At 61.6% G+C, this 15,995-nt stretch carries 14 protein-coding genes, 1 tRNA gene and 3 pseudogenes; 10 read left to right on the plus strand and 8 right to left on the minus strand.

Features of this window, described 5'->3' with window-relative positions:
• A pseudogene (locus V6M87_RS01670) lies at positions 1-153 on the plus strand (IS481 family transposase); the annotation flags it as partial.
• A gap of 19 nt (positions 154-172) precedes the next feature.
• The gene (locus V6M87_RS01675) at positions 173-979 is read left to right on the plus strand and encodes a nucleotide-binding protein (RefSeq protein ID WP_332847992.1); all 807 of its coding nucleotides are present in this window, start codon (positions 173-175) and stop codon (positions 977-979) included.
• A gap of 431 nt (positions 980-1,410) precedes the next feature.
• Here V6M87_RS01675 and V6M87_RS01680 read toward each other — a convergent pair whose 3' ends face one another.
• Positions 1,411-2,070: a hypothetical protein gene (locus V6M87_RS01680; protein ID WP_332847993.1), complete on the minus strand. Its 660-nt coding sequence runs from the start codon at positions 2,068-2,070 to the stop codon at positions 1,411-1,413.
• Positions 2,071-2,281: 211 nt separating this feature from the next.
• Between V6M87_RS01680 and V6M87_RS01685 the strand changes: the two genes are divergently transcribed.
• Together V6M87_RS01685 and V6M87_RS01690 are read left to right on the plus strand one after the other, a co-directional pair.
• The gene (locus V6M87_RS01685) at positions 2,282-2,848 is read left to right on the plus strand and encodes a recombinase family protein (RefSeq protein WP_332847994.1); all 567 of its coding nucleotides are present in this window, start codon (positions 2,282-2,284) and stop codon (positions 2,846-2,848) included.
• 292 nt (positions 2,849-3,140) lie between these two features.
• A complete protein-coding gene (locus V6M87_RS01690) occupies positions 3,141-3,977 on the plus strand; it encodes a hypothetical protein (RefSeq protein ID WP_332847995.1) in 837 nt (278 codons plus the stop codon).
• Between the two features lie 231 nt (positions 3,978-4,208).
• On the opposite strand, the gene V6M87_RS01695 is transcribed toward V6M87_RS01690, so the two are convergent.
• Positions 4,209-4,298: transfer RNA gene (locus V6M87_RS01695), tRNA-Ser, on the minus strand.
• Positions 4,299-4,659: 361 nt separating this feature from the next.
• On the opposite strand from V6M87_RS01695, the gene V6M87_RS01700 reads away from it, so the two are divergent.
• Positions 4,660-4,872 (plus strand): hypothetical protein, encoded by a 213-nt coding sequence (locus tag V6M87_RS01700; protein ID WP_332847996.1) that lies wholly within the window; start codon positions 4,660-4,662, stop codon positions 4,870-4,872.
• Here the strand turns inward: V6M87_RS01700 and V6M87_RS01705 are convergent.
• Together V6M87_RS01705 and V6M87_RS01710 are read right to left on the minus strand one after the other, a co-directional pair.
• Positions 4,809-4,952: pseudogene (locus V6M87_RS01705) on the minus strand (MFS transporter); the annotation flags it as partial. The gene V6M87_RS01700 and the pseudogene V6M87_RS01705 sit on opposite strands and share 64 nt — an antisense overlap.
• A 13-nt stretch (positions 4,953-4,965) precedes the next feature.
• Positions 4,966-5,168, minus strand: a pseudogene (locus V6M87_RS01710) (serine--glyoxylate aminotransferase); the annotation flags it as partial.
• 170 nt (positions 5,169-5,338) lie between these two features.
• On the opposite strand from V6M87_RS01710, the gene V6M87_RS01715 reads away from it, so the two are divergent.
• The gene (locus tag V6M87_RS01715; RefSeq protein ID WP_332848315.1) at positions 5,339-6,034 is read left to right on the plus strand and encodes an SDR family NAD(P)-dependent oxidoreductase; all 696 of its coding nucleotides are present in this window, start codon (positions 5,339-5,341) and stop codon (positions 6,032-6,034) included.
• 15 nt (positions 6,035-6,049) lie between these two features.
• On the opposite strand, the gene V6M87_RS01720 is transcribed toward V6M87_RS01715, so the two are convergent.
• Both V6M87_RS01720 and V6M87_RS01725 read right to left on the minus strand, forming a co-directional pair.
• A complete protein-coding gene (locus tag V6M87_RS01720) occupies positions 6,050-7,420 on the minus strand; it encodes a glucoamylase family protein (protein ID WP_332847997.1) in 1,371 nt (456 codons plus the stop codon).
• Between the two features lie 64 nt (positions 7,421-7,484).
• Positions 7,485-8,180, minus strand: coding sequence for a phytanoyl-CoA dioxygenase family protein (locus V6M87_RS01725; protein ID WP_332847998.1), 696 nt, complete (start codon positions 8,178-8,180; stop codon positions 7,485-7,487).
• A 217-nt stretch (positions 8,181-8,397) separates the two neighbouring features.
• Here V6M87_RS01725 and V6M87_RS01730 point away from each other — a divergent pair, with 217 nt between their 5' ends.
• The gene (locus V6M87_RS01730) at positions 8,398-9,246 is read left to right on the plus strand and encodes a PA4780 family RIO1-like protein kinase (RefSeq protein ID WP_332847999.1); all 849 of its coding nucleotides are present in this window, start codon (positions 8,398-8,400) and stop codon (positions 9,244-9,246) included.
• On the opposite strand, the gene V6M87_RS01735 is transcribed toward V6M87_RS01730, so the two are convergent.
• A complete protein-coding gene (locus V6M87_RS01735; RefSeq protein ID WP_332848000.1) occupies positions 9,243-11,030 on the minus strand; it encodes a hypothetical protein in 1,788 nt (595 codons plus the stop codon). The genes V6M87_RS01730 and V6M87_RS01735 overlap by 4 nt on opposite strands.
• Positions 11,031-11,314: 284 nt before the next feature.
• Here V6M87_RS01735 and V6M87_RS01740 point away from each other — a divergent pair, with 284 nt between their 5' ends.
• Together V6M87_RS01740 and V6M87_RS01745 are read left to right on the plus strand one after the other, a co-directional pair.
• A complete protein-coding gene (locus V6M87_RS01740) occupies positions 11,315-12,919 on the plus strand; it encodes a DUF3500 domain-containing protein (protein ID WP_332848001.1) in 1,605 nt (534 codons plus the stop codon).
• A 4-nt stretch (positions 12,920-12,923) separates the two neighbouring features.
• Positions 12,924-14,141 carry a HupE/UreJ family protein gene (locus tag V6M87_RS01745; RefSeq protein WP_332848002.1) on the plus strand — a complete coding sequence of 406 codons (1,218 nt, stop codon included), beginning with the start codon at positions 12,924-12,926 and terminating at the stop codon, positions 14,139-14,141.
• 21 nt (positions 14,142-14,162) lie between these two features.
• On the opposite strand, the gene V6M87_RS01750 is transcribed toward V6M87_RS01745, so the two are convergent.
• Positions 14,163-14,978, minus strand: coding sequence for an SDR family NAD(P)-dependent oxidoreductase (locus V6M87_RS01750; RefSeq protein ID WP_332848003.1), 816 nt, complete (start codon positions 14,976-14,978; stop codon positions 14,163-14,165).
• Between the two features lie 95 nt (positions 14,979-15,073).
• On the opposite strand from V6M87_RS01750, the gene V6M87_RS01755 reads away from it, so the two are divergent.
• The gene (locus tag V6M87_RS01755; protein ID WP_332848004.1) at positions 15,074-15,952 is read left to right on the plus strand and encodes a LysR family transcriptional regulator; all 879 of its coding nucleotides are present in this window, start codon (positions 15,074-15,076) and stop codon (positions 15,950-15,952) included.
• Positions 15,953-15,995 lie beyond the last annotated feature (43 nt).

The following is a 15,995-nucleotide window of genomic DNA, read 5'->3' on the forward strand; positions in this document are numbered from 1 at the left end:
ACGTTGCGCAACTACCTAAAAATCTACAACAACAGCATCCCACAGCGCGCTCTCGATCACCAAACGCCTGTCCAGGCCCTGAAAAACTGGCACGATAAAAAGCCAGAATTATTCGTTAAACGCGTCTATAACCAAGCGGGTCTTGACATCTAACTAAGGTTATCGGAATGGTATGATCTATCAAGACGCGAAGCATGAGCTTGGCACACCCACAAATCAGCTTGTTAACCAATCATCGGACGGAACTTTGAACAATTCAAAAGTCTTTATAGCTTCTTCAACTGAAGGGTTAAACATAGCATATGATATACAGACCAATCTTGCGCATGATGCTGATTGTACAGCTTGGCCGCAGGGAATATTTGAGTTGTCGGTTCCGCCAATCGACTCGCTAATTAAGCAGTTAGACAACTCAGACTTTGCTATTTTTGTGTTTAGTCCTGACGACGAAATCAAGATGCGCGGTAATACTACCAATTCCGTGCGTGATAACGTCTTGTTTGAACTAGGGCTCTTTATTGGGCGTCTCGGAAAAAACCGTTGTTTCATCGTTGCCCCAGACGCCCATCCGATGCGTATCGCAAGTGATCTAGTAGGCGTTACACCCGCTACTTACTCCAGCAAACGGGACCCGGCTGAGATGGCAGCTAATTTGGGTCCTGCATGTCAATCAATCAGACGTGCAATCAGGACATTAGGACGTTTCAACCCTGATGTCGAGCCAGGGCACATACCAGTTACAGAGTCCGATAGCTACGATGACGTAGATAAGAAGCTTATTTTGCAGCAGTGGCTAAACACGAGTGCACAGGCAATCACAGCATATAAGTATGACGATTTGGATAATAAACTGAAGTTAGATCGCGGTACGGTTCGACGCTTTTTAAGCGAAGTATTAGATGAAACAAAATATTTTGAATTATTGAAGGAAGGTGGCAACTTCTTTATGCTGAAAGATCTCCCATTGCATTATGAATAGTATCATTCGATTTACCCGAACGCATCATCGACGTGAAAGCATATACAGTGGTTAGTGGCGGTGCGGGGGTACGAATGCAAGTAAGGGTAGTAAAGATGCGCGACAAGGGCGTAGAACACGACCGTAGAGCCTTGCGTGACCTCTTGGGCAGAGGAATGCTGCTCATCATGGACGTCTCTGATCAGGGTCTACGGCGTCCTGCGAAGGTCGCACGGCTGATGCAGGGGAACGATGTACGCCATAAGCTTACTGACGTTCCTATAGTATCGTGTAGCGAGGGAAGGTTTACGCTGGCCGGACTCGCATGGCACAGTAACAGAGACGTAAAAGCGGTTGATTGCGCACAAAGCTGGCTATTCTCCCTAGATGTCGAAACGAAAACCAACTTGTCTATGTCTGAGCATCGGAATGTGAGTGCACAAATTGAGTAGCTACGAAGGCACTTGGCCAAACAGATACGGACCGAACAGCCTACCCTCGCACCAGCACCACACACCCTGATCCAGAGCCATACAAACACCAAGCGACAGGGTGACTATGGCTTTCTGCTTTGCGCTACTAAGGGTTACTTTGTACGCAGATTCATCAACTGATTGCAAGCCAGAGAGTATCGACTGGTAAGCCATCCAAGCTGTGAATATTTGGGGGTAATCTCGATGAAATCGCTTTGCCGCAGCCAACGCAGTTGGGTCGCGCATGTCCGTTCCTGGAGGGAAACCAAATTCGTCAATAAGCCGGTACGCTACCGTCACACCGGCGGGGTCTTGCTTGCTACATATGCTATCTAACTTTCCAAGGTAGAAAGCAATATCGCCGTTTGCGGCCTGAATGTGGGCTTGGTCAAACATATGCTTCGTCGTCTGCTGCTGAAGCATAGACTGATAAGCCAATACCGCGAACGCCATGAGTGCTAACAGCGGCCCGTAGATTCCGGACATTGCGGAACCCATTTCCGCCCACCTTTGATGATTACGGCTTACTTCTGGTCCGAACGTATGGACATACAGCACAATTGGAGTAAGTAGTAACCCCCAAACTGCAAAATGCTTCAAAAATCTACCCATTGGCCGGAACCGATTGCGTAAGTTCATAGATTTCTTAAGTTGTTATTTTATAAAATACTAGCATACCTCGCTATAGTGAGCTACGCAAACGAAGCCATTTATCGAAGTCTCATCCCTTATCACATGGGCAGGGTCTAATGGATGAGCAGCGGGAACCCTCAGGAATCTATCAGAAGCCTTGTAAACACTAGAGTCTAGTGATAATATCACTGGATCTAAACTCTTTTGGTAAATCTCCATGACCACCTACGGCTACGCACGCACCTCAACAGTTGAACAAGTAGCCGGACTGGCCGATCAGGTTGCCAAGCTCAAAGAAGCCGGGTGTACCGACCAGTCGATTTACAAAGAGCAAATCAGCAGCGTAAAGATGGCTGACCGGGCGGAATTCGCAAAGGTACTCGCCAAGCTCACCAAAGGCGACGTACTGGTCTTTACGAGCCTTTCCCGTGTGGCCCGTTCAATGATCCACATGATCGAGATCGAAGCCGCTGTGGCCGCTGTAGGGGCATCAATGCGCATTCTGGATATGGCGGTGGATACCAGTACGCCCCAAGGTCGCCTGACGTTCAACCTGTTCAGCAGCATCGCGCAGTTTGAACGGGAGAACATGCTTGAGCGCCAGAAGGTCGGTATCGCCGCCGCGAAGGCTAAGGGCAAGTACACAGGGCGTGCGCCTACGGCTCAGAAGAAGACCGCACAGGTACTCGCCATGCACGCCAAGGGCAACACCAAGCAGGAGATCGCGGGGGCTTGTGGCATCGGAATCGCCAGCGTTTACCGCATCCTGAAAACAGCGTTTTAACCGGCTGGGCTTTGCCATCAAAGAGCGTAGAATCACACTTTCCCCGAACCTCACCGACCACTACCACCAGCACACAGAACCATGCGCATACGAACAGCAATGGCTTAGACCGTGCCGCACATTGAAGACTAGTTTATCCTTTGGCTATGCTATAGCCGGGGCGGTTGCACCCCCAAAGTTGCTTATATTGGGTGTCCAAATGTAGTCTCTTGTGAGGTCGCACGGCTTTCCCGTTCGCTGAATAAATCAACACTTTGGGTAACCCAAAGAAGCGCATGGAAAGTAGGATCACGTGGACAACTGGCTTGCATACAAACAAGAATTAGAGGTTAGGATCGCCAAAGGAACTTTTCCCCCTGGGCATCCATTAACCCTTCGCATTAATGAAATTATGATCGAAGACCGGGTATTTCAACACCGGTCGGGTAGTGAATGGGCAAGCGATTCCCACACTAAAGCTTTGCTCAAAAGTCTCAAGAACACCTCAGGGAAGCCGTTTGAACCGCTCACTGTATTTTGGGTTGGCGATGCTTGGGTCGTCATCGACGGCCACCATAGGCTCATGGCGTACAGCGAGTATCAGTTCGATGAACCTATTCCTGTAAAAGCGTTTGAGGGGTCATTAGACGAGGCTGTAGGCGAAGCACTTAGGGCGAACTCTCACGACAAGCTGACGATGTCAGCAAAGGAAAAGACGAACGCTGCATGGCGGCTGGTTATCGGGTCCACGTTGTCCATTAACGTCACAGCTGAAGTCTCCCTTGCATCGCGGGCGACTGTGGTCACGATGCGGAAGGTGCGGGATGTGCTGGTTGCGAAAACGAACCTTGGGCATGTGGGGTCTATGGACTGGCCCACTGCAAGGGCTAGGTTTGATGGGAATGATTCCGAGTTCGGCAACGGAAACGAATGGCTGGATAGGAAGGCACGGCACATTGCCGAGCAGCTGAAAAAGACGTTTGGAAGGGAATTGAGCAAGTACCCTAGGGCGCTGTGGATGGCACTTGAGGCATACGATCCCAACCTTGCAATTTCTTTCTGCGAGGAATACGGCATCGACCCTGAGGTGCTTGGGTATGACTACGGTGAGCCTGACGATACCGACGATGGAAGCGCGGCGGACTTCTAACGAGTAACGCAGGGACAACCCAAGGTAGGCTAAGGATAACAGCTAATTAGCCTACCTACACCCTCCAAGAGTGGCAAGGGATGCGAGTCATCAGAAAAGGAGGAGGGGGGGGCTATATGAATGCGAAATGAAAAAAGGGTTTTCTGGTACTCCAAAACACTACTCCAACTAGGGGAGATGCTTGGCCAGAAAACCCTTTGCATTCAACAGCTTACAGCTTGTTCCAAATCTTGGCGGAGAGAGGGGGATTCGAACCCCCGATAGGTTTGACCCTATACACGCTTTCCAGGCGTGCGACTTCAACCGCTCATCCACCTCTCCTGGTGTCCTGCCTTCGCTTTCACGAAGCCGCGTATTATAGCAAGGATTCCGCACGGCACAACAACAATCGCCGCCATCAGCGAATGTCGAAGGAGACAGGTGGCAGGCCGGCGATCTGGCCGGTGAGTTTACCCGGTTATTTCGCGAAGTAGATCCCGTGTAAGAGCCCGCCTTGACGACCGTGCCAGCCGGAAGCGCGATGTTCTGGGCGTTGCAGTGCTTGACCAGCCAGTGCAGCAAGCGGCGCGGGTCGCCGGCCGGGTTGGCGGCGGGGCCGCTGAAAATGTCGCGGCCATCGAGTTGCAAATACGCCGCCGGGTTGATGAAATCGACATCGTCGCGGTAGTAGATGAACTCGCCAATGACCAGTGCGCCGTGGTTCTGCAAGTCCGCCAGCTGCGTCAGCTTCGACCCGTCGGGCCAGCCGGCCAGCCTGCTCGAGACGATTTCGATGGCGGCGCCCATGCCCCCAATGCTCGAGAGTACCTCGGCCTCGGTGGCCGCTGGCGTGCCCGGCAGGACGATGCTGACGATGAAGTGCAGTTGCCAGTTGCCGGTCTGGTCGATGATGTAGCCCGATACCACCGGCGACAGGATGGCCGCCATGGCCGAGCCGGTTTTCATCATGCCGCTGGCGGTGCCGCTGCACTCAGGCGTTGTCGATCGCGCGGCGCAGGCGCGTTTCGATGGCGTCCGTATCGACGCCGTGGTGCCAGCCTTGGATGCCGGGCAAGTCCAGGAACGCGGGCTTCCCGCCCAGCGCTTCGGCCATTTTTTTCACAGCGTGGCGAAGTGGCTGGTTTCGTACATCAGCACGTGATCGCCGGCGCTCAGGGTATTGATCAGCGCCGCTTCCCAGGCCCCGGTGCCGCACTGGCTGCGGCTTGCCCGGTCTGAAAAGCCAGCGCAACAGCAGGCCGCCCGCCCGACACCTGGTTGACGCGCTTATTTTTCCGATTCTGGTCTGGCGGCAGACAACACCAGCCGCCAGGCGTGCATCATGCAGATTCGAACCAATGCGCGAACGGAACCCGATCATGATGTCCAGCCTGCCCGACCAATTCCACGCCCTGATCATCGGCGCCTCCGGCACCATCGGCGCTGCCTTCGTCGACCTGCTGCAAGCCTCGCCCCGCTGCGCCAGCGTCACCGGCCTGCACCGCCATTCCCAGCCGCCCATCGACTTCGCCGACGAAGACAGCATTGCCCGTGCCGCCAGCGCGCTGTCTGCCGGCCCGCGTTTCCACCTGATCATCAACGCCGCCGGCTTGCTGCACAGTGAAGATTTCATGCCGGAAAAGCGCCTGGCCGACCTCAGTTACGCGCAGATGCAGGCCACCTTCCAGGCCAACACCTTCGGCCCGGCGCTGCTGCTGCGCCACTTCGTGCCGCTGCTCGACCGTGAACGCGCCATCATGGCCATGCTGTCGGCCAAGGTGGGCAGCATCGGCGACAACCGGCTCGGGGGCTGGTACAGCTACCGCGCCTCGAAATCGGCACTGAACATGATGGTCAAGACCGCCGCCATCGAAGTGGCGCGCACGCAGCAGAACAGCGTCCTGGTCGCGTTGCACCCAGGTACCGTCAATTCGCGACTGTCGCGCCCGTTTCGCGGCGAAACCATTGGCCGCGCGGCAGACCTTGCCGCCACGGAGATGCTGCATGTGCTTGACGGCTTGGTGCCTGACGACAGCGGCGCTTTTCGATCCTACGACGGTACCCAGCTGCCATGGTGAGTAGGGCAATCCGCTTCAAGACTGATGCGTTCGATGGGGCGGTTGGTCCAGCCAGCCGCCGCGAAATCCTGCGCGCTTCAAACCGTCGCGCAGGTACCGGTTCGAGCGCATCAGCTTCCAGGTGAAGTCGTGTAGGTGGTTGTCGATCATGATCACCGTCGGGCCCTCGTTGATGCCGAAGTGGTAGGGCGAGACCCAGCCAGGATGGTCCATGCCCGGCGCCTTGTACGCGGCCGAAAACGAGGCCTTGAAGCCGTACGGGTCGACTTCGCACAAGGGCAGCTTGTGGAAAAATTCGATCGTCGGCACCACGATCTCGGGCGCGAACGGCAAGCTGGCGGCGGCCACCCAGGGCGCGACGGTGCCGTCGTCCGGGCCGTACGGCGCGCCGCGGGCGGTGTAGTTGTAGAAGCGGCGCTTGACGCCGTCCACCGTCAGCACCTTGTTGCCGGGGCCGTCGCTGGCGGTGAAGCCCCAGCACAGCGCGCTGTAGTGAGCGAAATCGTTTGGGTTGTGGATGGCGTATTGTTGCTGGACGTGCGTGGCGCGCCGGCTGTTTTCGAAGTAGTCGCTGTCGTGCGCGTGCATGAAGTCGTCGCGCAGGCCGCGAAAATCGATCCACAGGTGCGACATCTGGTGGATGAACAAGGGGCCGGCATACAGGTAGTCGATGCCGTATTCCGTCTTCCATTCGTACGATGCGGCCTGGGCGGCGTAGCTGTCGGCGCCGATGGGAAAGGTGGGCGAGCCGAGCGCCAGTATGTACAGGATCAGCGCCTCGCTATAACCCTCCCAGCGCCACTTCAAAAAGCCCGCCCTCGGCTTGTAGCCGTGAGAGAGCAGGGGCGACCCGGCCAGCATCCACTGCCAGTCCACGCGCCGGTACAGCATGTCGGCCAGTTCGCCGATGGCGCGTTCGTCGTCATCGGCGCCGTCGAAATACTGGGCGGCGGTCAGCATGCCGGCGATCAGCAAGGCTGTGTCGATGCTCGAGAGCTCGCAATTCCACACGCGGCGTCCGCTCTGCATGTCGAGGAAGTGGTAATAAAATCCCTTGTAGCCGGTGGCGTCGACGCCGGTACCTTGTTCGCTGCCGGCAAAAAAGCGCAGCGTCGCCAGCGTGATGGCGACCGCGTCGCGCCGCGTCATGAAGCCGCGCTCGACGCCGATCGGGTAGATCGTCAGCGCCATGCCCACGGCGGCGATGCTGGCCGGCGCGCTCTGGTCCGTTTTGTCGCGAATGAGGCCATTCGCCGGATTGACCTGGTGCACGAAGTAGGCGAACGATTCTTCCTGCAGGCTGCGCAGCAAGGCCAGCATGGATGGGGAAATGGCCGCCTGGGGTTGCGGGTTTGCTTTCAGCTTGCAGCGCAATGTGATTGCCATTGTTGTCCGATCTACAGCATTTGATGGCGTGACTGTAGCATCGGCATTCTGCGCCCGACGTTCGCTACCGTACCGAGCGCGGCGCGCTGCTGTCCGGTTCAGGACTTGCCCATTCCATACCAAATGGCAACACCGCCGGCCCGAAGACAAAGTGCAGCACCCGGCGGCGGCTGTCCCCGGTCGCCTTCGATGAAGCGTGTAACAGGAGTGGCCGCATCGCCATGCCGCCGCCCGGCGCGACCGGGCATACCACTTCGCCGCGCGTCGCCTTCAAGTGGGCCTTGTCCGCCTCCTGGATCCGGCCCGCCAGGTGCGAACCGGGAACGACTTTCAAGGCGCCGTCATGGGCCTGGCAAGCGTCGATGTGCAGGCGCAGGGCGACCAGTTGTGCGAGCACGGCCACTGGCGGCTGGACGAACAGCGTACCATCCTTGTCCGACCACCCGCTCAGTGCCGGATCGTCGACGCGGCGCGCCACCGGAATGCTCAGGTCCTGGTGCGGCGCGACCAGCCAGTTCTGGTCGCGCGACTTTTCGAAGGCCGTGCATTGCACACTGACGAAACCGGCAGGGAGCAGGCCGGCCGCGACCAGCTGGCCGCGCAGCTTGTCGGCCAGCGCAGCGCACCACGGCAAGGACAGCATCTCGCGCGGGCGCGCCATCGTCTGGGCCAGCATGGCCGCGATGGCCTGCAGTTCGGCCGCGTCGACCATCGCGGGCAGGGTGACATGGCCCGATTGCGTAAAGCTGTCTGCGTACATGGTAGGTTTCGTGGAATGGCGACCCGCTATGTTAGACGATTGCGCCTGTGCGCCGCACCGCAGGTGCCGTCTTGCAATGGAACTATCCCGGGTCGGTTAAAATGCTTGCCTGCGCACCCACATCCGTCCCGTTTGTCGCGGACGGCGCCCAACCAACCACCAGTAAAGCGCACCCTGGCCGCGCCGCATGCCGCACGCGCGCCGCCACGCAGAATCCATGAAACCTCCAAAGCGACTTGTTCCCCTGATCGACGAAGGCCTGATCGATGAAGTTTCGCGCCAGCTCATGAGCGGCAAGGAAGCCATCGTCTACGTGGTGCGCTGCGGCGACGACGTGCGCTGCGCCAAGGTGTACAAGGAAGCCAACCAGCGCAGCTTTCACCAGGCGGTCGCTTACCAGGAAGGCCGGCGCGTCAAAAACAGCCGCCAGGCGCGCGCGATGGAAAAGGGCACCAAGTTCGGGCGCAAGATGGCCGAGGAGACCTGGCAGAACGCCGAAGTCGATGCCCTGTACCGCCTGGCCGCCGCCGGCGTGCGCGTGCCGACACCCTACATCTGCTTCGAAGGCGTGCTGCTGATGGAACTCGTCGTCGACGCCGACGGCAACGCCGCCCCGCGCCTGAACGACGTGCCACTGACCGAGGCGCTGGCGCTGGAATACCACGCCGCGCTGTTGCACCAGGTGGTGCTGATGCTGTGCGCCGGCGTCATTCACGGCGACCTGTCCGAGTACAACATCCTGGTCGACGCGCAGGGCCCGGTGATCATCGACCTGCCGCAGGCAATCGATGCGGCCGGCAGCTCGGTGGCGCAAGGCATGCTCGAGCGCGACGTGACCAATCTCGCCGACTTCTTCGGCGCCGTCGTGCCGCAATTAATCGGCAGCCAGTATGGCCTGGAGATCTGGAACCTCTACGAGGCCGGCTTGCTGACGCCGGACGTGAAGCTGACCGGCTTCGTCGCGCTGCCGGACACGCCGACCGATGTCGGCGCCGTCATGCGCGAAATCGCGCTGGCGCGCGACGAGGAAGCGGAGCAGCGCTCGTACCAGGGCGCCGATAGCTAAAACCGCGTAACAAAAAACCGCAGGAAGCGCACCAGCGCTACCGCACCCAGGGTACACGCGACGATGCTCAGTTGGGATTCCGGCAGCGACATCAGCCAACCCAGCGACCCCAGCAGCGCGATCGGAAAAACAAAGAACAGGACCGGCAGCGCGATCCCGGATGCCCGTCCCAATTGCCGCGTGAGCCAGGTTTTCTCGACCTGGAACGGCGCCTTGTGCGTGTCCGGCAGCGTGCCATGCACGATGAAGCGGCCAATGTCGTCCCACGCGGCTTCCTGGTGGCCGGCGCCGTGGCCGCCCTCGATGAAGTTGGCCTGGGTGACCAGTGGATTGTGAAAGCCGTCGTGGCCGGCGCTGCCGATATCGAACGCCGTCATTTTTTGCAAGCCGCTGCCGAATACGGCAACCACCCAGTCGGCGGTCGACACGTAATTGAGCACCTGGCCCACGCGGCGCGACTGGATCAGGCTCTGCCAGTCGTAGTCGCGCCGCACCACGCTGCCCGCAAACACGATCCGGGAAAACGCCGCGGCCGGATAATCGCACAGCGCTTTGGCGGCGAGATAGGTCCCGTTCGCGTGCCCGACATAGTGAAACGCGGCGTTCGGATAACGCGCGCGCGCTTCGCAGTAGCGGTCCATCAGCCACTCCACCTTGCGCTGGCGGACGCTTTTCAACAGGAAGGGCAGCATCGCAAAGTAGCCGTAGCCTTCGGTCCAGGATTCGAAGCGCTGGCCCGCGCTGGCCGCTTCTTCCTTGATGGTGCGGGCAATTTTCTTGGTCCAGAAGCCTTTGTCACGGATGCCGTGCACGACGAACACCATGTTCCTGACGGCCGGGTCGGGTGGCGGCGGCAGCGTGTCTTCCATCTGCTCGCGGTTGATGCGGCAGGCGGCCAGTTGCAGCGGCGTCGCGCGCAAGGCTGCCAGGAATTGTTCGCGCCGCGCCTTGCGCGCCAGCTCCGTGGCTTTCGAGCCGGTGGGCGCCATGCAAACGATGTCATGGTGTCCCGAATGGCGCACTTCCAGGTAGTTATAGGTGGCGGCGTGGCCGGCATTGTTGATGCCGTCGATGGCGAAGTCGATGCTGTCGTTCGGCGCCACCGCCTCGTCCACGGTGCCGAGCAGCTGGACGATGGTGATGGCAGGCCGGCCGCCGTAATCGGTATTCATCAACGCCAGCCATTGCAAACGCGTTTGCACCAGGAAGGGGGCGCCGCGGCGGATCGAAAAGATGGTGAAGTTACCGCCCAACAGTTCGCCGACGAACTGGCCCAGCCCGAACCTGAAACTGGTCAGCGTATTGCGGCCCGACTCGGTGCTCCAGCCGCGGTTCATGCCGGCCAGCAGCACCACCCGGCGGATACGCCGGGCCCACGCGCGCGCTTGTCTGAACCGTGTCAGCGGCGCCTCGAACGGTGCCGGCACGGCGCCGTTGGCGTCGATCTGTTCGCCGTAAGCGACGATCGCCATTTTGCGCGCAAAAACTGCCCCGACGCTGTGGCCGACGAGCGTAATGCTCTTGTAGCCGTTCAGCTGCGGCCGTGCAGCCACGATGAAATCGATGGCGTCGGTGAGGTCGGCGACCAGCTCGGCGGCCGGAATGCGGCATGACAGGTGCCGGATCGGCATGGCCGGGGCGTACAGGTCGGCGCCCGGCTGATGCTGGCGGATCACGGCGCGCACGTCACGCAGGCGGTCGCTGCGGTTGCGCAAACCGTGCAGCAGCACGACCAGTTCGGTGCTGCCGGGGCGCCGTTCTAGAAACGGTATGTCTGCGTACATGGCAGCTCCTGGTCAAATCGCACCTGCGGGCCGGCGCTCTGGAAATGCCCATGCACGAACCGTGCCGATGAGGAAATCCTGAACAGTTTCAGATACTTGAAGAAAAATGACCGGATCGGCGCCGGGCAACTGTAAATAAGCTCGACAAAACCGTCAGGGCAACTGCGCCGGCGTGCGGCCGAGCGGCGCGTACTTACACCGTTTTACATGCATTTACTCCGCATGCAGTATCACTGCCTGCACTGGCCTCCTACAATCGGTGCACGATCGCAGAAGGCTTTTTCATGTTAAACCGTTTATATTCCATCGCGCTGCTGACAGCGTGCCTGTTGCTATCGAGCTGCGGCAGCAACAGCGCTGACAGCGCGATCGACAGCATCACGATCACCACCATCGTGGCCGCGCCGGCCATCGCCACCCAGCCCGCGGCCTCGATTGTGACGGCCGGGCAGGCGGCCACGCTGACGGTCAGCGCCAGCGGCGGCGGCACCCTCGTTTACCAGTGGCGCCGTGGCGGCGTCGCGATTGTTGGCGCCACGGCGGCCACCTATACCCTTGCGGCGGCGGCCAGCGCGGATGCCGGCAGCTACGACGTCGTCGTCAGCAACAGCGCCGGCAGCGTGACCAGCACCACGGCAACGCTGACGCTGGCGTCCAGCAGCGGCGTGCCGGTCATCGTGGCGCAGCCGGCCTCGCAGTCGGTGGCGCTGGGCGCCAGCGTGACGCTGACCGTCGCGGTGCGCGGCAGTGGGACCATGGCGTACCAGTGGCGCAAGAACGGCGTCACGCTGGCCGGCGCCAGCGCGGTCAGCTACACCATCGCGATCGCCAGGGCCAGCGACGCCGGCAGCTACGACGTGGTCATCACGAATGCCAGCGGCAGCAGCACCAGCGCGGCGGCGGCGCTCGACGTTACCGCCGCCGCCAGCACCACGCCGCACAGCCTGGCTACCTATATGGCAGCGATGGCGTTCTACGGCACGCTGACGGCGGCCCAGCAAGCCACGGTGCAGCTGCCCTGGAGCCTCGACACGGCGCGCAAATGGTCGAATTTGCCAGCCGGCTTGGTCGCCAGGAATGGCATTGCACTGGGCACGCTCAGCACGGCCCAGCTGGCGGCGGCGACGGCGCTGGTGAAGGTCGCGCTGGGCGACACCGGCAGCTCGCTGCAGTCGGGCATGCAGGCGGCCGACGACTATCTCGCGGCAATTGGTGGCGGCGCCGGCGATGGTAACGGCAATTACCATGTCGCTTTCCTCGGCGCGCCGTCGTCGACCGGCTTCTGGATGCTGCAAATGAGCGGCCACCACCTGACCTGGAACCTGGCGTACAACGGCAGCTACAACGGGCCCACGCCGCTGTTCCTCGGCATCGAGCCGAAGGCGTCGTTCGTGGTGGGCGGCGTGACCTACGATCCGTTGCTGGCCCAGCGCAGCAGCATGGCCGACCTGGGCGCCGCGCTGGTCAACTACCCGGCCGCGCAACTGGCCGGCACCTACGCCGACCTGCTGTTCGGGGCCGACGGCGTCGACGCCAGCTGCCCGCGCGCGTACGAGGGCGTGACCAGCCACGGCGCGCTGTATTCGAGCCTGTCGGCCACCGACCAGGCACTGGCGCAGGCGGCGATCCGGTCCTACGTCAACATGCAGGCGCTGGATAACGCGAACACCTTGTTGGGTGCATATCTGAGCAGCGAAGCGCTGGCGCAGACCTGGGTGGCGTATGCCGGCACCGGCTCGCTGACGGTCAACGGGAATTACCTGCGCATCGAAGGACCGCGCGTGTGGATCGAATTTTCGGTGCAACGCGGCGTTGTCGTCAGCAACGACATTCACTACCACACGATCTGGCGCGACAAGTTCGCCGATTACGGGGGCAAGTGTGGCTAAGTATTTGTTCGCGTGCTTGCTGTGCCTGTGGTGCAGCGCGGCCGGCGCGCACCCGACGCCGCAAAGCCTGGTCTGGATCGACACCACGCCAACTGGCTTGCAGATTACCGCCCAGCTGCCCTTGAGCCGGCTGGGTTTTGTGTTCGGCCAGGATGCGCTCGGCCAGCAGACCATCCTGGCACAGGGTGGCGATGCGCTGTCTGGCTACCTGCTGCAGCATATCGGGGTGCGCAGCGGCGGCGCCAGCTGGCAGGTACTGCGCCCGCGCCTGGCGCTGACGGGCAGCGGCCCGGCGGCCGGGCTGGAAGCCGTGTTCGAGGTGCGCGCGCCGCCCGGCGTCTTGCTCCTGCGCCGGCCCGAACTGGTCTACGACATCATCACCCACGAAGTGCGCACCCACCGCGTGCTGGTGTTCCTGCGTAATGACTGGCAGGGCGGCTTCTCCGGGCAGGCGCCGCTGCTGCTGGGCGAACTGCGCTACGGCCGCACGACGCTGCCGCTGGTACTCGATGCGCCAGGCAGCAGTGTGACGCGCCTGTTCGTCAGCGGCATCGCGCATAGCGCGACCGGTGTCGACCACCTTGTGTTCCTGCTGATGCTGGTGCTGGCCGCGCCGCTGACGGCCAGCGGCCGCCGCTGGCGCGCGCTGCGGCCGCTGGCCGTCGTCATCACGGCGTTCACGCTGGGGCACACCATCACGCTGGTGGCGGGCAGCGCCGGATCGATCGCGGTGCCGGCTGGCGCGATGGACGTGGCGGTGGCGCTGACCATCGCGCTGGCGGCCTGGCACGCCTGGCGGCCCCTGTTTGCGCGGGCCGAGGCGTGGATGGCGCTCGGCTTCGGCGCGGTCCACGGGCTGGCGTTTTCCGCCAGCCTGGCGGGCGCCGGCCTGACGCCCTGGCAGCACGCGCAGGCGCTGCTGGCATTCAACCTCGGGATCGAGGCGATGCAGTTGCTGGCGCTGGCGCTGGTGCTGCCGCCGCTGCTTCTGCTGGCCCGCGCGCGGCCAGTGGCGCTGGCGCGGCTGCGCTGCGTTCTGGCAGGCGCAGCGAGCGTTCTGGCCATTTTGTCGATAGCGCATAGGCTGGAAATCGCGCTGCCCGCTGGCGTCGATAGCGAGACTGGATCGCTGCTGGTGATGGCGCTTTTGTGGCTGGTGTTCCTGGGCGGGCTGGGTGCGGCGCGCTGGCGCGCGCGCGCCAGGGACAGCGCCCCAACCTGAGGATTGCTCGTTACACCGTCTTCAAGTATGTGCCGCCACGAAATCGCGGAACCAGGGACGTAGCCCGCCCAGCGTGAAGCCGCCGTCGATCAGCAGGCTTTGCCCCGTGACGAAGCGCGCCTCGTCCGAGAGCAGCCAGACAACAGCGTCGGCGACTTCTTCCGGCTGCCCGATGCGCTGCAACGGGGTGTGCTGGCGGAACGGCAGCGCCGCCGTTTCGGTGGCGAGGACGCCGCTTGCCATGGGTGTTGCGATGATGCCGGGACTGACGTTGTTGATGCGAATTTGCTGCGCCCCGAGTTCCACCGCCGCCGTGCGGGTCATCGCATCGAGCGCCGCTTTTGCGCCGGCATAGGCCGCCAGACCCGGCATCGCGCCATGCGCCGTCCACGATGACGTGTTGACGATGGCGCCGCCCACACCTGCTTCGAGCATCGCGCCGATTTCGCATTTCAGGCACGCGAACACGCCGCGCAGGTTGGTGGCCATCACGTCGTCGAATTCGGCCATTTCCATGTCCTGTATCGGTGCGAAGGCGCCCAGCACGCCGGCGTTATTCCACGCCATATGCAAGGCGCCGAACGTGGCGACGGTCTGCCGCACCAGCGCGGCAACTTGCTCCGGGTCGGCGACATCGGCCGGAATGGCCAGCGCGCTACCGCCTGCCGCTGCAATGCTTGCCGCAACGTCCTGCAGTGGTCCAGCGCGCCGTCCGGCAATGACGACATTGGCGCCTTCGCGCCCGAAGCGCAGCGCGGCGGCCTTGCCCATGCCGGTGCCGCCGCCGGTGATCAGGACCGTGCGACCGGCAAAGCGCAGGGATGGTGTTTGAGGCATGACGTTCTCCATGGTTGAGGAGCGACCAGTCTTATTTAAAAAGGAATTGAGATAAACTGCGATTCACTTGATCGATCTGACAGTGAGGCTTGTAAATGGATTTGCTGGACAGCATGAAGGTGTACGTGGCAGCGGTCGACAAGGGCAGCCTCAGCGCGGCCGCGCTGGTGTGCGGCATGTCGGCCACCATGGCCGGCAACCACGTGCGCGCGCTCGAGCAGCAGTTGGGCATGCAGCTGCTGCAGCGCACCACGCGGCGGCAGCATGTGACGGCATTCGGGACAGATTACTATGCGCGCTGCAAGGAAATCCTGCGGCTGGTGGCAGAGACCCATGCACAGGCGCAGGACCTGCAGGCGACACCGGCCGGCAAGCTGCGCGTCACCGCGCCCGTCAGTTTCGGCACCGACGCGCTGATGCCGGCACTGGCCGATTATCTGTCGCGCTACCCCGACGTGAGCGTCGACGTGGTCCTGAACGACCGCGTGGCCGATCTGGTTGAAGAGGGTTTTGATGTGGCCATCCGGATCGGCAACTTGCCCGACTCGGCCCTGGTTGCGCGGGCACTGGCGCCGTACCGGTTGATGATCTGCGCGGCGCCGGCCTACCTGGCGCGCAGGGGCACGCCGCTGCACCCCGAAGATCTGGCTGCGCACGAATGCCTGTCGTTTTCCCCTGCTGCGGTAACGCAGTGGCGCATGAGTGACGGCGACGGCGCGCATCTTGTTGCGGTATCCGGGCGCCTGCAGGTCAACCTGGGCCAGGCGCTGCGCGTAGCCGCGCTGCACGGCTTGGGCATCGTGCTGCAGCCGGCGATATTGCTGGAAGGAGATGTGCGTGCCGGCCGGCTGGTTCAGCTGTTGCCGGCCTTCGTGCTGCCGAGCCGGCCGATGAACCTGGTCTACCTGCCGGACCGGTACCGCTCGACCAGGCTGCGCAGTTTCGTGGCGTTTTTGGTGGAGCGGTTTGGGTGATGATGGTGACGACGGCGCATGAACAGGATCAGCGCCGCCTGCG

Source organism: Massilia sp. S19_KUP03_FR1 (assembly GCF_036688685.1).
In the GTDB taxonomy this organism is placed as follows: Bacteria; Pseudomonadota; Gammaproteobacteria; order Burkholderiales; family Burkholderiaceae_D; genus JALYUM01.